Genomic DNA, 15,128 nt, shown 5'->3' on the forward strand with positions numbered 1-15,128 from the left:
GCTCAAGAGGTCCCCCGAACCCAAAAAGACAACCGCTCGTTCCAAGCCCTGCGCCTTTCCCCCCCCCCGGGGGCGCGGGGGGGGGGGGGAACCTCCGCGGCCAGCCACGAACACACCCGCACATGACCAGCGGCCGTGGCCGGGCTCGCCACCTGCCCCCCGCCCCCAGCGGAGCGATTACGCCGGGCGTTTGCCGTGGTTGGATTTGGATTTTTTGACACGCCACTTCCGCTTGCGGGTCTTCTTGGACATGCGTCGCACCCCTCACGGTCGATGGACCGTGGAAACTAGCGGCGGTCGGGGCGGACGTCGAGACCCTACGCGCGGCCGATCGGGGCCAGGACCGCCGACGTCAGGGACGTCAGGTCCGCCGGGGAGAGTTCGACCTCCAGGCCGCGGCGGCCCGCCGAGATGCAGATCGTGGGGTGGGTCAGGGCCGAGTCGTCCAGGACGGTGCGGAGCTTCTTGCGCTGGCCCAGGGGGGAGATGCCGCCGCGGACGTAGCCGGTGGTGCGTTCGGCGGCGGTCGGGTCCGCCATCGTGGCGCGTTTGCCGCCCACCGCCGAGGCCAGTGCCTTCAGGTCGAGGGAGCCGGCCACCGGGACCACCGCGACCGTGAGCGTGCCGTCGACGTCCGCGACCAGGGTCTTGAAGACGCGGTCCGGGGTGACGCCCAGCGCTTCGGCGGCCTCCTCGCCGTAGGAGGGGGTGGCGGGGTCATGGGCGTACGAGTGGAGGGTGTAGGGCGTGCCGGCTGCCGTCAGGGCCACCGTCGCCGGGGTTCCGCCGCCTGCCTGCGACTGCTTCTTCTTCGCCAACGTACGTACTCCGGAGGTCAGTTGGGGCAGGTGGGGGCGCGGGTCAGGGCTTCCGCGGGGATCGAGGGGAGGTGGCGGATCAGGGCTGTTTCCGAGCGGAGGATGGTCAGTTCCTCGCGCAGCCGGGTGGCCGTGTCCGGGGCCTGGAGGAGGCGCTGGCGGGTCGGGGTGTCCAGCATGGTGGCCGCCGCCACCAGGTAGGAGACGACCGACGGCTCGTCGGGGAGGTCGGCGGAGGTGGTGAGGGTCGCCTCTCGGGCGCCGGCGAGGCGCTTCTGGTACTGGCGGAAGGCGCGCAGGACGCCCTCGGCGAGGGCGCCCGCCTCGTCGCCGGGGTCCTCCTCCAGTTCCTCCAGCTCGGCCGTGAGGTACGGGCCGCTCGCATCCACGGAGAGGAGCCTGACCCGCCTCGTACCGGTGGCGAGCACCTCGAAGCTGCCGTCCTCGCGTTCGCGGATGGTCGCGGCGTCCGCGATGCAGCCCACCCGGTGGAACGCCTGGATCGGGTCCTTGCCGAAGCCCGCCGCGGGGCCGCGCGCGGACATCACCGTCGGGTCGTCGGGCATTCCCGTGGCCGTCCTGGCGGTCTCCCGGCCGTCGCGGATCGCGACGACCGCGAAACGGCGCGAGCCGTCGTCGGACGGGTCCCCGGGGACGTCGGTGAGCGCGTCGGAAGCGGAGCCGTCGTCGGGTCCCTCGGTCTCGGGAGCCGACTTCAGCAGGTCGCGCATCATGGCGCGGTAGCGCTCCTCGAAGACGTTCAGCGGCAGTACGAGGCCGGGGAACAGCACCGAGTTCAGCGGAAAGAGCGGAAGACGAACGGTGGTCACAGCGGTCAAGCGTAATGGCCGTTCGACCGACTACGTCCGGTAGTCCACCTGCGGGATCCCTGGGCTCCCGTCCGGTCCACCACGAGCGGTGCCTGGGAGGCCGCCCGGGAGCGGGTCGCGTTCCGCACTTCGAGGAAGCGGCCGAGCGGATCCTCGGTGAGGGAGGCCCAGGGGAAGGACGTCGCGTAGGGGCCGATCAGCTGGAACTGTTCCAGTGCCTGGGGCCAGCGCTCCCTGCTGACCAGCACGTACGCCAGGAGGTTGCGCACCTCGGCGGCCCACGGGTCGGCGCTCTCGTACTCCGCGGAGAGGGCGATCGCCAGGTCCGCCGCCCTGTCGATGCGGGTGACGAGGTCGTGGGCGGGCGGGGTGGCGGGGTCCGGGGGGTCGGCGAGGAGGATGAAGGCCGCGCGGACCGGGAGCGCCTGGATCAGGGAGCCGGGGAGCGCGTCCTCGGCGGCCTGCTCCGCGAAGTCGAAGCACTCGCGGTACGTGGACCCCTGCGCGGCCAGATAGCGCAGGGCCGCCACATGGCAGCCGTAGTGGTGCGAGGAGCGGCGGATCGCCTGGCCCCACAGGGCCTCGAAGGTGTCGTGCGCGGCCATCGTGCCGCGCGCGTGGTCCAGTGCGATGCGCCAGGGCACCGGGTCGTACGGGGCGCCGGCCGCCGCCGCGTCGATCAGCGCGCCCGCCGGCCGCAGCTGGTCCGCCGGGGCCGGCGACTCCAGGGCCCTGCGGACCTCCAGCTCCGCCTTGACCAGCAGCGCGTCCGGATCGTGCGGGGAGTCCAGCAGCCAGTCGGTCAGCCAGTCCTGGCGGTGCCGGGCGAACGCGGCGAGCCGCAGCGTGTACCGGTCGCGGTTCTCCCATTCGGCCCGCTCGCGGGTCGCGGCGAGCAGCTCGGCGGCCGGGGCGAAGCCGCCCTGGGCGGCGGCGACCAGGGCCGGAGCGATGCGTTCGTCGGGGGCGTCGAGCAGCAGGTCGTCGTCCGGCGCCGGCCCGGCGGTGGAGCGCGGCGCGGGGCGGCGGACCAGTCGGGCGGAGCTCATCAGCGCGCGAAGGAATGACATGGTTGAACTATTGAAAACCGCAGGTGAGCGGGGTGCCAGGGGCTGTCTGTGAAACTTTGGTAGCGGCCGGAAGGTTGTACTGATCGAGGTCAAGGGACGGTAAAGAAAGGGCGTGGAGGGGGAGGCGGAGGGGAGGCGGTGTGGGGCTGGTGGGCGGGTGGGGTGAACGCCCCCCGGTCAGCCCCGGCGGAGCAGTCGCGAGGCGCCCGCGGCGACCGTGGTGGCGAGGATCCAGCCGAGCAGGATCAGGCCCGCGGCCGCCCACTGCCAGCCGCCCTCCAGACGCCAGTAACCGTCCTGGCCGAGGTTGATCACCGGGACCAGCAGGTCGAGGGCGTACAGCGGCGCGTTCCACTGCGGATGCTCCTCGGACTTGATCGGGTCCGGGTCGTAGCGGGAGAAGGCCAGGGTGCCCGCCGCCCACAGCACCGCCATCCACAGCGCGGCCCGGCCCGGCCGGTAGCCGTACGCGACCACCCAGTCCTGGATCACGCCCCACACCTTCCCGGCGAGCGGGAGCGTCTCGCGGCGGCGGCGCTGCTTGGCGAGCAGCACCTCGCGGGCCTCGGAGTCCTCGCCGCCCGCCCGCTTCACCGCGGCCAGCCGCTCGTACGGTTCCGGCGCGTACTCCGGGGTCGCCGCCGTCACCCACTCCAGGCGGCGGGCGAGCGGGAAGTGGCCGAGCGGGACCAGGTTCTCGTACACGAAGCCGCCCATCGACAGCATCCCGGGCCCGGGCCAGCTGGTGGACTTGTCGACGAGGGTGATGATCCGCGCCCCGGACAGCACCACCCGGCCGCGCTCCGGCCGCTCGGCCAGGAAGCGCAGCTCGGGGGTCTGGATGCGGCGCAGGGAGAGCTCCTGGTCGTTCTCCATGGTGAAGCGGGCGTCCTGGAGGTCGACGGCGTCGCCGAACCGGCCGTCGTCCAGCCGCAGCCCGCCCTCGCACTCGAAGCGCTGTATCCGCTGGCCGCGCACCGGGGTGTGGCCCAGTCCCCGGCCGATGCCGTACGGCGGGGTCGTATTGCCGTACGTGGACGAGGACAGGCCCGCCGGGGTCAGATAGAGCGTTCGTTCCACCGTGAGCTGCGGGGCGTTCAGTGCCCGCTTGCCGTACGGGTTGCGCAGCCGGCTGCCGCGCAGGCTCAGCGAGACGCCGACCTTGGCGCCGCGCAGGCTGATCTCCCCGTACGACTCGATCAGCTCGGCCTGGAGGTCCTGGCCGACGGACAGGCCGTCGGCGGCGATCGAGCGGTTGTTGCGGTCCCGGTGGACGACGATCTGGTTGATCAGGAGGTCGGTGCCGATCTGGGCGTCGGTCAGCCGCACCCCGTTCTCGATCCGGCAGCGCGGCAGGTGCAGATCGCCCTCGGTGTGCAGCCGCGCCGCCTCCAGGCGCGGGATGGCGCACCCGACCAGCCGCAGCGTGGTGAACCGGCATTCCGGAAGCAGGAGCTCCGCCTCGAAGCGGCACCCGGTCAGTTCGACGTACGGCGCCACCGTCCCGCCGGACAGATCGAGCGCCCCCACGATCTGCGCCCCGCGCATCTTCAGCGCCGCGACCCGCCCCGGCAGCGCGTCGGGCCCGCTCAGCAGCAGCAGCGCCACCACCCTGGCCCGCACGGTGCGCTGCGGCCCCCACGGGCGGTCCACCATCGGGTCGTCGGCCAGCGGGTCGTGCGCCCGCAGGTCGTAGACGCTGCCGTTGCGGAACGCCTGCCACATTCCCAGCTCCGCGGCGGTGAGCCATTCCGGTGCCTCCGGGCCCCCGTGCGCCTCGGTCACTGTGACCTCCCCTTGGATCCGCTACGTAACGGAGTGCACGCTAGTGGTCACCAGTGACAAGCGGGACGGCTGTCTCCGCCTGTGGCCTGTATCAGCCATTGATACGGGCGACCGTTGGCCGGAAGCGGTCTGAGAGAATTGACCGTGTGATCTCACGAATCGATCTGCGCGGCAATGCCCTCCCCGAGGGTGGAGCCCTGCGCGACCTGCTGCCCCGTGCCGACTTCGACGTCACGGCCGCCCTGGAGAAGGTGCGGCCGATCTGCGAGGACGTGCATCATCGTGGCGACGCGGCGCTGGTCGAGTACGCGGAGAAGTTCGACGGCGTGAAGCTGGCAGAGGTTCGGGTGCCCGTCCAGGCACTCGCCGACGCACTGGCCGCGCTCGACCCCGAGGTCAGGGCCGCCCTGGAGGAGTCCATCCGGCGCGCCCGCCTCGTCCACCGCGCCCAGCGCCGCTCCACCCACACCACCCAGGTCGTCCCCGGCGGCTCGGTCACCGAGAAGTGGCTGCCGGTCGACCGGGTCGGGCTGTACGCGCCCGGCGGCCGGTCCGTCTACCCGTCCTCCGTGATCATGAACGTGGTCCCGGCGCAGGAGGCGGGCGTCGAGTCGATCGCGCTGGCCTCCCCGGCCCAGTCCGAGTTCGGCGGACTGCCGCACCCGACGATCCTCGCCGCGTGCGCGCTGCTCGGGATCGACGAGGTGTACGCGGCCGGCGGCGCCACCGCCGTCGCGATGTTCGCGTACGGCACTCAGTCCTGCCCGAGCGCCGACATGGTCACCGGGCCCGGCAACATCTGGGTCGCCGCCGCCAAGCGCTACTTCGCGGGCCGGATCGGCATCGACGCCGAGGCCGGGCCGACCGAGATCGCGATCCTCGCCGACGACACCGCCGACCCGGCGCACGTCGCCGCCGACCTGATCTCCCAGGCCGAGCACGACCCGCTCGCCGCCGCCGTCCTGGTCACCGACTCGGCGGAGCTCGCCGACGCGGTCGAGAAGGAGCTGGCCCCGCAGGTCCAGGCCAGCAAGCACAGCGACGACCGGATCATCCCGGCGCTCGCCGGACGCCAGTCCGCGATCGTGCTGGTGGAGTCCCTGGAGGACGGGCTCAAGGTGGTCAACGCGTACGGCGCCGAGCACCTGGAGATCCAGACCGCCGACGCCGCCGCCCTCGCCGACCGGGTCCGCAACGCGGGCGCGATCTTCGTCGGCGCGTACGCCCCGGTCTCGCTGGGCGACTACTGCGCGGGCTCCAACCACGTCCTGCCCACCGGCGGCTGCGCCTGCCACTCCTCGGGCCTGTCCGTGCAGTCCTTCCTGCGCGGCATCCACATCGTCGACTACGACCGCCAGGCACTGGCCGACGTCGCGCACCACGTGGTGACGCTCGCCGAGGCGGAGGACCTCCCGGCGCACGGTGCGGCGATCAAGGCGAGGTTCGGCTGGAAGGTCCCGACGGCATGACGAAGATCGACGACCTCCCCATCCGCGAGGAGCTGAAGGGCAAGTCCCCTTACGGCGCACCCCAGCTGGACGTGCCCGTACGCCTCAACACCAACGAGAACCCGTACCCGCTGCCGGAGGCCCTGGTCGAGCGGATCGCCGAGCGGGTCCGCGAGGCCGCCCGCGACCTCAACCGCTACCCCGACCGGGACGCCGTCGAGCTGCGCACCGAGCTGGCCGCGTATCTGACGAAGACCGCCGGACACCCCGTCTCGTGCGCCCACGTCTGGGCGGCCAACGGGTCCAACGAGGTGCTCCAGCAGCTCCTGCAGACCTTCGGCGGCCCCGGCCGCACCGCACTCGGCTTCGAGCCCTCCTACTCCATGCACGCGCTCATCTCGCGCGGCACCGGCACGGGCTGGCTCTCCGGACCCCGCAACGACGACTTCACCATCGACGTCGAGGCCGCCCGCAGGACGATCGCCGAGCACCGCCCCGACGTCGTCTTCATCACGTCCCCCAACAACCCCACCGGCACCGCCGTCGAGGCCGACGCCGTCCTCGCCCTGTACGAGGCGGCCCAGCAGGCCAAGCCCTCGCTGGTCGTCGTCGACGAGGCGTACGGCGAGTTCAGCCACCACGCGTCGCTGCTGCCGCTCATCGAGGGCCGCCCGAACCTGGTGCTCTCGCGCACCATGTCCAAGGCCTTCGGCGCGGCGGGACTGCGGCTCGGCTACCTCGCCGCCGACCCCGCCGTCGTGGACGCCGTACAACTGGTGCGGCTGCCGTACCACCTGTCGTCGATCACCCAGGCGACCGCGCTGGCCGCGCTGGAGCACACGGACACGCTGCTCGGCTACGTCGAGCAGCTGAAGACGGAGCGCGACCGGCTGGTCGCCGAGCTGCGCGCGGCCGGATACGAAGTGACCGAATCCGACGCCAACTTCGTCCAGTTCGGGCACTTCGACGACTCGCACGCCGTATGGCAGCAGATCCTCGACCGGGGCGTCCTGGTCCGGGACAACGGCGTGCCCGGCTGGCTGCGGGTGACGGCCGGCACCCCCGACGAGAACGACGCGTTCCTGCGAGCGGTACGCGACCTCAAGAAGGAGAGAAGCGCATGAGCCGCGTAGGACGCGTCGAACGCACCACCAAGGAGACCTCGGTCGTCGTCGAGATCGATCTCGACGGCACCGGCAAGGTCGATGTCGCCACGGGCGTGGGCTTCTACGACCACATGCTCGACCAGCTCGGTCGGCACGGCCTCTTCGACCTCACCGTCAAGACCGACGGCGACCTGCACATCGACACCCACCACACCATCGAGGACACCGCCCTCGCCCTGGGCGCCGCCTTCAAGCAGGCCCTCGGCGACAAGGTCGGCATCTACCGCTTCGGCAACTGCACCGTGCCGCTCGACGAGTCCCTCGCCCAGGTGACCGTCGACCTCTCGGGCCGCCCGTACCTGGTGCACACCGAGCCCGAGAACATGGCGCCCATGATCGGCTCGTACGACACGACGATGACCCGCCACATCTTCGAGTCCTTCGTCGCACAGGCCCAGATCGCGCTGCACATCCACGTGCCGTACGGGCGCAACGCGCACCACATCGTGGAGTGCCAGTTCAAGGCTCTCGCCAGGGCCCTGCGGTACGCCGCCGAGCGCGACCCGCGCGCGGCCGGAATCCTCCCGTCGACCAAGGGCGCGCTGTAAACCCATGAACGGTCTCAACACCATCCTCATCGTCGTCGGTCTCTTCCTGATCGGCGGCGTCATCTCCTTCTCCAAGCAGAAGATGCCCAAGGGCGTCATCGTGCTGCTCGGACTCGCCGCGGTGATGTGCCTGGCCGCCGGCATCATGCGCATTCAGGGAATCTGGGAATGACAGATCAGAAGAAGGTCGTCGTCTTCGACTACGGCTTCGGCAACGTCCGGTCCGCCGAGCGGGCCCTCGCACACGTCGGCGCGGACGTCGAGATCACCCGCGACTACGACACCGCGATGAACGCGGACGGGCTGCTCGTCCCCGGCGTCGGCGCGTTCTCCGCCTGCATGCAGGGGCTGCGCGAGGCGCGCGGCGACTGGATCATCGGACGGCGGCTGTCCGGCGGGCGCCCCGTGATGGGCATCTGCGTCGGCATGCAGATCCTCTTCGAGCGCGGCATCGAGCACGGCGTGGAGACCGAGGGCCTGGACGAGTGGCCGGGCGAGGTCGGGCCGCTCAAGGCGGACATCGTCCCCCACATGGGCTGGAACACGGTCGAGGCCCCCGACGACTCGCAGCTGTTTGCCGGCCTGGACGCCGACGCCCGCTTCTACTTCGTGCACTCCTACGCCGTCCACGACTGGACGCTCGAAGTCACCAACGCCAGGATCGCCTCCCCGCGCGTCACCTGGGCCACCCACGGTGAGCCGTTCGTCGCCGCCGTGGAGAACCGGGCGCTGTGGGCGACCCAGTTCCACCCCGAGAAGTCCGGCGACGCCGGAGCCCAGCTGCTCACCAACTGGATCGGAACCCTCTGATGCCCCTCCTTGAGCTTCTCCCCGCCGTCGACGTCCGCGACGGACAGGCAGTCCGACTGGTGCACGGCGAGTCCGGCTCCGAGACCTCCTACGGCTCCCCGCTGGAGGCCGCCCTCGCCTGGCAGAAGTCCGGCGCCGAGTGGCTGCACCTGGTCGACCTGGACGCCGCGTTCGGCACCGGCGACAACCGGAAGCTGATCGCCGAGGTCGCCGCCGCCATGGACATCAAGGTCGAACTCTCCGGCGGCATCCGCGACGACGCCTCCCTGGAGGCCGCCCTCGCCACCGGCTGCAAGCGCGTCAACCTCGGCACCGCCGCCCTGGAGACCCCCGAGTGGGTCGCCAAGGTCATCTCGCAGTACGGCGACAAGATCGCGGTCGGCCTCGACGTGCGCGGCACCACCCTGCGCGGCCGGGGCTGGACCCGCGACGGCGGCGACCTCTACGAGACGCTCGCCCGCCTCGACGCCGAGGGCTGCGCCCGCTACGTCGTCACCGACATCGCCAAGGACGGCACCCTCCAGGGCCCCAACCTGGAACTCCTGCGCAACGTCTGCGCCGCCACCGACAAGCCCGTCGTCGCCTCCGGCGGCGTCTCCTCGCTCGACGACCTGCGTGCCATCGCCGCCCTGGTGCCCGACGGCGTCGAGGGTGCGATCGTGGGCAAGGCGCTGTACGCGAAGGCGTTCACCCTCGAAGAGGCACTGGAGGCGGTCTCCCGATGACTGACGGTGCTGTACGCCGCCTGCAGACCGGCGCCCCCTGGGAGGAGCGGTTCGGCTACGCGCGCGCCGTCGAGCTGCCGGGCGGCCTGGTCCTGGTGGCCGGCTGCACGTCCGTGGTGGACGGCGTCATCGACGCGGGCACCCCGTACGAGCAGACGACGACCGCCTTCGGCGTCGCCCTCAAGGCGCTGAAGGAGCTGGGCCTGGGCCCCGCCGACGTCGTCCGCACCCGGATGTACCTCACGCACGCCCGGGACGTCGACGAGGTCGGCCGCGCCCACAAGGAGCTCTTCGACGCGGTCCGCCCGGTCGCGACCATGCTGATCGTCTCCGGCTTCGTCGACCCTTCGCTGGTCGTCGAGGTCGAGGTCGAGGCGTACCGGAAGGCCTCGGCATGACCCTCGCCGTACGCGTCATCCCCTGCCTGGACGTCGACAACGGCCGGGTCGTCAAGGGCGTCAACTTCCAGAACCTGCGGGACGCCGGTGACCCCGTCGAGATGGCGAAGCTGTACGACGCCGAGGGCGCCGACGAGCTGACCTTCCTCGACATCACCGCCTCCTCCGGCGACCGGGAGACCACCTACGACGTGGTGCGCCGCACCGCCGAGCAGGTCTTCATCCCGCTCACCGTCGGCGGCGGCGTACGCACCGCCGACGACGTCGACAAGCTGCTGCGGGCCGGTGCGGACAAGGTCGGCGTCAACACCGCCGCCCTCGCCCGCCCCGAACTGATCCGCGAGATCGCCGAACGCTTCGGGCGGCAGGTCCTCGTCCTGTCGGTCGACGCCCGCCGCACCGGGTCGGGCTCCTTCGAGGTCACCACGCACGGCGGCCGCCGCTCGGCGGGCGTCGACGCCGTCGAATGGGCGCACCGGGCCGCCGAGCTGGGCGCGGGCGAGATCCTGCTCAACTCGATGGACGCCGACGGCACGAAGGACGGCTACGACACCGAGATGATCGCCGCCGTGCGCAAGCACGTCACGGTGCCGGTCATCGCCTCCGGCGGCGCGGGACGGCTGGATCATTTCGCTCCGGCCGTCGCGGCGGGCGCGGACGCCGTCCTCGCCGCGTCCGTCTTCCACTTCGGCGATCTGCGGATCTCCGAGGTCAAGGCGGCACTGGGCGAGGCCGGACACCCGGTGCGCTGAGCTCCCCGCACCCTGCGTCCGGCCTTCGTCCCCGTACAACTGTCGTAAAACTGGCTGTAGTCGAAGATCGCCGGTGACTAGCGTTCCCCCTCGGAAGAACTCATCCGAGGGGGAACAGTCATGTCGTCGTCCACCACGAAACCCGCGTCAGGACCCGCGGGCGGCCCGCCGCCCGTGAAGCTGCTGGACCTCAGCCCCGATTTCGTCGCCGATCCCTACCCCGTCTACGCCCGGCTCCGCGAGCAGGGGCCGGTGCACCGGGTGCTGACCCCGTACGGCGAGGACCTGTGGCTCGTCGTCGGCCACGACGCGTGCCGGGCCGCGTACGTCGACCCCCGGTTCAGCCGCGACTGGCGTACGTACGGACACCTGGCCCCGCAACTGCCCGCGTACGCCTACGGACCCGGCAACGCGCACGTCCTGCTGAGCGACCCGCCGGACCACACCCGGATGCGCCGACTGGTGGCCCGCGAATTCACGCCACGCCGCATCGAGGCGCTCGCGCCGCGTGTGCAGCAGGTGACCGACGAGCTGATCGACGCGATGGAGGCGGACGGCGCACGGAGCGCCGATGTCATCGACAAGCTGGCCTTCCCGCTGCCGATGACCGTCATCTGTGACCTGCTCGGGGTGCCCGACCTGGACCGCGACGCCTTCAGGGGCTGGTCCAACGAGGTGGTGGCGCCCACGAGTCCGGAGGCGGAGCAGGCCGCGTACGCGGCGGCGATGCCGTATCTGACGGGACTCATCGAGGCCAAGCGCAAGGCGCCGGGCGAGGACCTGATGAGCGCGATGATCCACACCGCCGACGAGGACGGCGACCGGCTCAGCGCGGACGAACTCCTCTCCATGGCCTTCCTGCTGGTCGTCGCCGGCCACGAGACCACGGTCAACCTGATCGGCAACGGGCTGCGCGCGCTCTTCCACCACCCCGACCAGCTCGCACTCCTCCGCAGCGACCTGCCCGGACTGATCGACGGGGCGGTCGAGGAGGTCCTGCGGTACGACGGTCCCGTGGAGGGCTCGACGCCCAGGATCGCCCGCGAGGACATCGAGTTCGGCGGGGCGCACATCCCGGCGGGCTCCTCGGTGGTGATCGTCATGGCCGACGCCGACCGGGACGAGGCGCGCTTCGAGGACCCGGCCCGCTTCGACATCCGCCGCGACGCCCGGGGCCACATCGCGTTCGGCCACGGCATCCACTTCTGCCTGGGCGCGCCGCTGGCCCGGCTGGAGGGCCGGATCGCCCTGCGGACGCTGCTGGAGCGCTTCCCCGAGCTGGCGGCCGACGGCTCGCCGGACGCGGGGCCGTGGATCCCCGGCGAACTGATCAGGGGCGTACGGAAGCTGGCGGTGCGCTGGTAGCAGCCCGCCGGGCGGGCTCCACCGGTGGTCCGGTGAACTCGCTTGTGTGGAGCTTGAGTTGCGAGGGGGAAGTTGCGCAAAGAATATTGCGCAACTTTCCCTTCCTTCCCTAGGGTGCGCTCATGGCACCGGAATCCGAACATCCGCCCGAACCCCGGCGCATCACGGATCTCGATGCCCTCAAGGTGTTCGCACATCCCCTGCGGATCGACCTCTACCGCGCCCTGTTCACGGGGGGTGCCGCCACCGCCTCGCACCTGGCCGGGCAGGTCGGCGAGGCCGTCTCCCTGGTCAGTTACCACCTGCGCAAGATGGCCGCCCACGGCTTCATCGTCGAGGCCCCCGAAGAGGGCACGGACGGCCGGGAGCGCTGGTGGAAGGTGGCCTCCGCGCAGGGATTCACCTTCCGTCACTCGGACTTCGGCGACGGGCCCGAGGCCGTGGCCGTCATCGGCCAGGTGACCCGGCAGCTCCTCCAGGCCCGTCAGGAGCGGTACTCCACCTACCTCGACGAGAGCGGCAGCTGGGGCAGGGAGTGGGTGGACGCGGCGTTCAACTGGGAGTACATGCCCCGGCTCACCGCGCCGGAACTGCAGCAGATGTCCGAGGAGATACGGGAGTTGATCATTGCCTGGCGGGAGCGCGGGCGGGCGGCCGAGGCGGCCGGTGACACGGAGGGCCGGGAGCGCACCTCCGTCCAGATGTTCGGCTTTCCCTTCCGTCCCTGAGAGTTCCGTCCCCTGAGAGTCCGTCCTTGAGAGTCCGTCCTTGAGAGTTCCGTCCCTGAGAGGGCAGCACAGCGATGACTGAACCACGCGTGGAACCGGCGGACACGTCGGAGCCGCCGCAGCCCTCCGAGGCGGTCAAGCCCGCCCACCGGGACGGCAACGTACTGCGCTGGCTCGGCGCGTACACCGCCTCGATCGTCGGCGACACCATCTACTTCCTCGCGCTCGGCTGGGCGGCCGCACAGGCGGGCGGGCCCGCCGAGGTCGGCATGATCATGGCGGTCGGGGCGATACCCCGGGCGGTGCTGATGCTCGCCGGGGGAGTGGTCGCCGACCGGATCGGCCCCCGCAGGATCGTCATCGGCGCGGACACGGTGCGCTGCGTGGTGATCATCGGCATCGCCGTCGCCCTGATGCTGACCGGGCCGCAGGTGTGGCTGCTGGTGGTGGTGGCGCTGGTCTTCGGCACGGTGGACGCCCTGTTCCTGCCCGCGGTGGGTGCGCTGCCGCCGCGCATCACCGGCGCCGACCAGCTCGTACGGGTGCAGGGCATGAAGGCCCTCACCAACCGCTTCGGCAGCATCGCGGGTGCGCCGGTCGCCGGACTGGCGATGGGACTGGGCGGGCCGGCGGCGGCGTTCGCGGTGGCGGGGGCGCTGTTCGCGGTGTCGTTGGTGCTGTTGGTGGCGTTGCGGGTGGCGCCGTTGCCGGAGGAGTCGGCGGGGGAGAAGGGGGCGGCGTCCGGGGAGGCGGCGGGGGAGAAGCCGCCGGCGCGGTCCGTGTGGCGGGATCTGACCGGCGGTCTCGGCTATATCCGCCGCCACCGGCTCATCGGGCCGCTCGTCCTCTCCAACGTCCTGTTCGAGCTGGGCGGCATCCCGCTCATCAACGTCGGCATCGTCCTGCTCTCCGCGGACCGGGGGTGGGGGGCGCCGGGGGTGGCGTGGGTGGTCGGTGCGTTCGGTGTGGGGGCGGCGGGCAGCGCGATGCTGCTGACCGTACGGGGGCGGCTGCCGCGGGCCGGGCGGGTGCGGCTCCTTGCCCTTACCGGCGGATCGGCGCTGGTGGGGGTGCTGGGGGCGGTGCCAGGGCTGGGCTGGGCCGTGCTGGTCGCGGCGCCCATGGGCATGCTGGTGGCGCTCAGCGGGGGGCTTACGGCGGGTCTGGTCCAGACGGCGTCCGACCCGGGGTATCTGGGGCGGGTCACTTCGGTGACGTCGCTGGTGAGTCTGGGCATCGCGCCGTTGGCTTATCCGGTGGTGGGGTTGGCGGTGGGGGTGTGGGGGGTGTCTGCGGTGTTTGTGGGGTGCTCGGTGGTGTGCATGTTGGCGGCGTTGATCGGGGTCAGCTCCAAGGAGGTTCGGGGGGCGGAGCTTCCGGAGGTCAGGAAGTAGGGCCGTGGTGTGGGTGTGGGGCCATGGCGGAGGTGGGGCGGGGACGGGGGGTTCGGCTCCGCCGGGGGCCGCCCCCTTGCCCGCCCGTTCCGCCCCCGGGGGCGGCCCCGCCGCCCAAGGGGGCGGGCGGCGTAGCGGCTCCGCCGGCCAAGGGGGCGGGGGCGCAGCCCTGCGCCTGCGGAGGCGGGGTTAGAGGCCGAGTTTGGCTTCGTGGGCTCGGGTTACGGCTTCTTTGTCGCCTTCGAGTTCGACGCGGGCCGCGTCCTGGCGGCCGAAGGCGAAGAGCAGGAGCTCGGCCGGTTCGCCGGTGACCGTCACCACCGGAGTACCCCGGTGGGCCACCGCCGTCTGCCCGTCAGGGCGCCGCAGCACCAGCCCCACCGGGGACCGCCGCCCGGTGACCCGGGCCGTCCTCTCCACCCGCGACCACAGCGCGTCCGCGAACACCGGGTCCAGCTCCCTCGGCGTCCACTGCGGCTGCGCCCGCCGCACGTCCTCGGCGTGGATGTAGAACTCCACCGTGTTCGCCGCCTCGTCCACCTGCTTCAGCGCGTACGGGGAGCGCCGCGGCGGGCCGGTCCTGATGAGCTGCACCAGCTCCTCGTACGGCTTCGCGGTGAATTCTGCCTGCACCCGCTCCAGCCGGTTCTTCAGCGGGGACAGGAGGAGCCCGGCCGCCGCGTCCGGGCGTCGCTCGCGCACCACCACATGGGCCGCGAGATCACGGGTTCGCCACCCCTCGCACAGGGTCGGCGCGTCGGGGCCCGCGGCCTCCAACAGGTCGGCGAGGAGGAGCCGTTCACGCTTCGCATGGGTCGACATGACGGCCAGCGTACGACCGTGCGGGGCCGTCCGCACAGTGGACGTCCGGCCGATTCCGCCGGCCGAAGCGGCACAATTGCCCTATGAGTACGCCCATGCCCCAGCCGGCCCGCAGCAGCCTCGACCCGGCCGTCGCCGCCCGCCTCAAGCGCACCCCCGACGGCCTCGTCCCCGCCGTCGCCCAGCAGTACGACACGGGCGAGGTGCTGATGCTCGGCTGGATGGACGACGAGGCCCTGCACCGCACCCTCACCACGGGACGCTGCACCTACTGGTCGCGCAGCCGCCAGGAGTACTGGGTCAAGGGCGACACCTCCGGGCACGTCCAGCACGTGAAGTCCGTCGCGCTGGACTGCGACGGCGACACCCTCCTCGTCAAGGTCGACCAGACCGGCGCCGCCTGCCACACCGGCGACCGCACCTGCTTCGACGCCGACGTCCTGCCGGTCACCGGCGCCAAGTAGGGTCA

Annotated in this window: 18 protein-coding genes; 12 read left to right on the plus strand and 6 right to left on the minus strand. The window is 71.9% G+C overall.

Annotation, left to right across the window (positions count from 1 at the left end):
• Positions 1–177 precede the first annotated feature (177 nt).
• The 5 genes from ACZ5PB_RS15680 to ACZ5PB_RS15700 all read right to left on the minus strand — a co-directional run bounded on the left by ACZ5PB_RS15680 (position 178) and on the right by ACZ5PB_RS15700 (position 4,503).
• On the minus strand, positions 178–252 hold the full coding sequence (locus ACZ5PB_RS15680) for a hypothetical protein (RefSeq protein WP_468691572.1): 75 nt from the start codon (positions 250–252) through the stop codon (positions 178–180).
• Positions 253–317: 65 nt separating this feature from the next.
• Positions 318–818 (minus strand): Cys-tRNA(Pro) deacylase, encoded by a 501-nt coding sequence (ybaK, locus tag ACZ5PB_RS15685; RefSeq protein ID WP_468691403.1) that lies wholly within the window; start codon positions 816–818, stop codon positions 318–320.
• Between the two features lie 17 nt (positions 819–835).
• Positions 836–1,648, minus strand: coding sequence for an LON peptidase substrate-binding domain-containing protein (locus ACZ5PB_RS15690; protein WP_468691404.1), 813 nt, complete (start codon positions 1,646–1,648; stop codon positions 836–838).
• Positions 1,649–1,653: 5 nt separating this feature from the next.
• The gene (locus ACZ5PB_RS15695; RefSeq protein ID WP_468691405.1) at positions 1,654–2,718 is read right to left on the minus strand and encodes a hypothetical protein; all 1,065 of its coding nucleotides are present in this window, start codon (positions 2,716–2,718) and stop codon (positions 1,654–1,656) included.
• A gap of 177 nt (positions 2,719–2,895) precedes the next feature.
• Complete coding sequence (locus tag ACZ5PB_RS15700; RefSeq protein WP_468691406.1) at positions 2,896–4,503, minus strand: oxidoreductase; 1,608 nt, start codon at positions 4,501–4,503, stop codon at positions 2,896–2,898.
• 146 nt (positions 4,504–4,649) lie between these two features.
• Here ACZ5PB_RS15700 and hisD point away from each other — a divergent pair, with 146 nt between their 5' ends.
• From hisD to ACZ5PB_RS15755, 11 genes are all read left to right on the plus strand, one after another.
• Entirely contained in the window at positions 4,650–5,972 is a 1,323-nt protein-coding gene (gene hisD, locus ACZ5PB_RS15705) for a histidinol dehydrogenase (RefSeq protein WP_468691407.1), read from the plus strand.
• The gene (locus ACZ5PB_RS15710; RefSeq protein ID WP_468691408.1) at positions 5,969–7,075 is read left to right on the plus strand and encodes a histidinol-phosphate transaminase; all 1,107 of its coding nucleotides are present in this window, start codon (positions 5,969–5,971) and stop codon (positions 7,073–7,075) included. The genes hisD and ACZ5PB_RS15710 overlap by 4 nt, the downstream gene beginning before the upstream one ends.
• On the plus strand, positions 7,072–7,665 hold the full coding sequence (hisB, locus tag ACZ5PB_RS15715) for an imidazoleglycerol-phosphate dehydratase HisB (RefSeq protein WP_401748250.1): 594 nt from the start codon (positions 7,072–7,074) through the stop codon (positions 7,663–7,665). Before ACZ5PB_RS15710 ends, hisB begins: the two co-directional genes overlap by 4 nt.
• Before the next feature lie 4 nt (positions 7,666–7,669).
• Positions 7,670–7,837: a hypothetical protein gene (locus tag ACZ5PB_RS15720; RefSeq protein ID WP_399442023.1), complete on the plus strand. Its 168-nt coding sequence runs from the start codon at positions 7,670–7,672 to the stop codon at positions 7,835–7,837.
• Entirely contained in the window at positions 7,834–8,475 is a 642-nt protein-coding gene (hisH, locus tag ACZ5PB_RS15725) for an imidazole glycerol phosphate synthase subunit HisH (protein WP_468691409.1), read from the plus strand. The genes ACZ5PB_RS15720 and hisH overlap by 4 nt, the downstream gene beginning before the upstream one ends.
• Positions 8,475–9,200 carry a bifunctional 1-(5-phosphoribosyl)-5-((5-phosphoribosylamino)methylideneamino)imidazole-4-carboxamide isomerase/phosphoribosylanthranilate isomerase PriA gene (gene priA / locus ACZ5PB_RS15730; RefSeq protein ID WP_468691410.1) on the plus strand — a complete coding sequence of 242 codons (726 nt, stop codon included), beginning with the start codon at positions 8,475–8,477 and terminating at the stop codon, positions 9,198–9,200. Before hisH ends, priA begins: the two co-directional genes overlap by 1 nt.
• Positions 9,197–9,598, plus strand: a complete 402-nt coding sequence (locus ACZ5PB_RS15735; protein ID WP_468691412.1) for a RidA family protein — start codon at positions 9,197–9,199, stop codon at positions 9,596–9,598. The genes priA and ACZ5PB_RS15735 overlap by 4 nt, the downstream gene beginning before the upstream one ends.
• The gene (gene hisF / locus ACZ5PB_RS15740) at positions 9,595–10,350 is read left to right on the plus strand and encodes an imidazole glycerol phosphate synthase subunit HisF (RefSeq protein ID WP_468691413.1); all 756 of its coding nucleotides are present in this window, start codon (positions 9,595–9,597) and stop codon (positions 10,348–10,350) included. Before ACZ5PB_RS15735 ends, hisF begins: the two co-directional genes overlap by 4 nt.
• A gap of 120 nt (positions 10,351–10,470) precedes the next feature.
• Positions 10,471–11,715: a cytochrome P450 family protein gene (locus tag ACZ5PB_RS15745; RefSeq protein ID WP_468691414.1), complete on the plus strand. Its 1,245-nt coding sequence runs from the start codon at positions 10,471–10,473 to the stop codon at positions 11,713–11,715.
• Between the two features lie 122 nt (positions 11,716–11,837).
• The gene (locus tag ACZ5PB_RS15750; protein ID WP_468691416.1) at positions 11,838–12,443 is read left to right on the plus strand and encodes a helix-turn-helix domain-containing protein; all 606 of its coding nucleotides are present in this window, start codon (positions 11,838–11,840) and stop codon (positions 12,441–12,443) included.
• A 74-nt stretch (positions 12,444–12,517) separates the two neighbouring features.
• Positions 12,518–13,837 carry an MFS transporter gene (locus ACZ5PB_RS15755; RefSeq protein WP_468691419.1) on the plus strand — a complete coding sequence of 440 codons (1,320 nt, stop codon included), beginning with the start codon at positions 12,518–12,520 and terminating at the stop codon, positions 13,835–13,837.
• A gap of 189 nt (positions 13,838–14,026) precedes the next feature.
• On the opposite strand, the gene ACZ5PB_RS15760 is transcribed toward ACZ5PB_RS15755, so the two are convergent.
• The gene (locus ACZ5PB_RS15760; protein ID WP_468691421.1) at positions 14,027–14,659 is read right to left on the minus strand and encodes a TIGR03085 family metal-binding protein; all 633 of its coding nucleotides are present in this window, start codon (positions 14,657–14,659) and stop codon (positions 14,027–14,029) included.
• Positions 14,660–14,742: 83 nt separating this feature from the next.
• Between ACZ5PB_RS15760 and hisI the strand changes: the two genes are divergently transcribed.
• Positions 14,743–15,123: a phosphoribosyl-AMP cyclohydrolase gene (hisI, locus tag ACZ5PB_RS15765; protein ID WP_468691422.1), complete on the plus strand. Its 381-nt coding sequence runs from the start codon at positions 14,743–14,745 to the stop codon at positions 15,121–15,123.
• The last annotated feature ends 5 nt before the right edge of the window (positions 15,124–15,128 follow it).

The organism is Streptomyces sp. NPDC032721 (genome assembly GCF_055579625.1).

Bases quoted from the DNA above. Each gene is read 5' to 3' on its own strand.
- ACZ5PB_RS15695 (WP_468691405.1), bottom strand. From the start codon at position 2,718: ATGTCATTCCTTCGCGCGCTGATGAGCTCCGCCCGACTGGTCCGCCGC.
- ACZ5PB_RS15710 (WP_468691408.1), top strand. From the start codon at position 5,969: ATGACGAAGATCGACGACCTCCCCATCCGCGAGGAGCTGAAGGGCAAG.
- hisB (WP_401748250.1), top strand. From the start codon at position 7,072: ATGAGCCGCGTAGGACGCGTCGAACGCACCACCAAGGAGACCTCGGTC.
- ACZ5PB_RS15720 (WP_399442023.1), top strand. From the start codon at position 7,670: ATGAACGGTCTCAACACCATCCTCATCGTCGTCGGTCTCTTCCTGATC.
- hisH (WP_468691409.1), top strand. From the start codon at position 7,834: ATGACAGATCAGAAGAAGGTCGTCGTCTTCGACTACGGCTTCGGCAAC.
- priA (WP_468691410.1), top strand. From the start codon at position 8,475: ATGCCCCTCCTTGAGCTTCTCCCCGCCGTCGACGTCCGCGACGGACAG.
- ACZ5PB_RS15735 (WP_468691412.1), top strand. From the start codon at position 9,197: ATGACTGACGGTGCTGTACGCCGCCTGCAGACCGGCGCCCCCTGGGAG.
- hisF (WP_468691413.1), top strand. From the start codon at position 9,595: ATGACCCTCGCCGTACGCGTCATCCCCTGCCTGGACGTCGACAACGGC.
- ACZ5PB_RS15745 (WP_468691414.1), top strand. From the start codon at position 10,471: ATGTCGTCGTCCACCACGAAACCCGCGTCAGGACCCGCGGGCGGCCCG.
- ACZ5PB_RS15750 (WP_468691416.1), top strand. From the start codon at position 11,838: ATGGCACCGGAATCCGAACATCCGCCCGAACCCCGGCGCATCACGGAT.
- ACZ5PB_RS15755 (WP_468691419.1), top strand. From the start codon at position 12,518: ATGACTGAACCACGCGTGGAACCGGCGGACACGTCGGAGCCGCCGCAG.
- ACZ5PB_RS15760 (WP_468691421.1), bottom strand. From the start codon at position 14,659: ATGTCGACCCATGCGAAGCGTGAACGGCTCCTCCTCGCCGACCTGTTG.
- hisI (WP_468691422.1), top strand. From the start codon at position 14,743: ATGAGTACGCCCATGCCCCAGCCGGCCCGCAGCAGCCTCGACCCGGCC.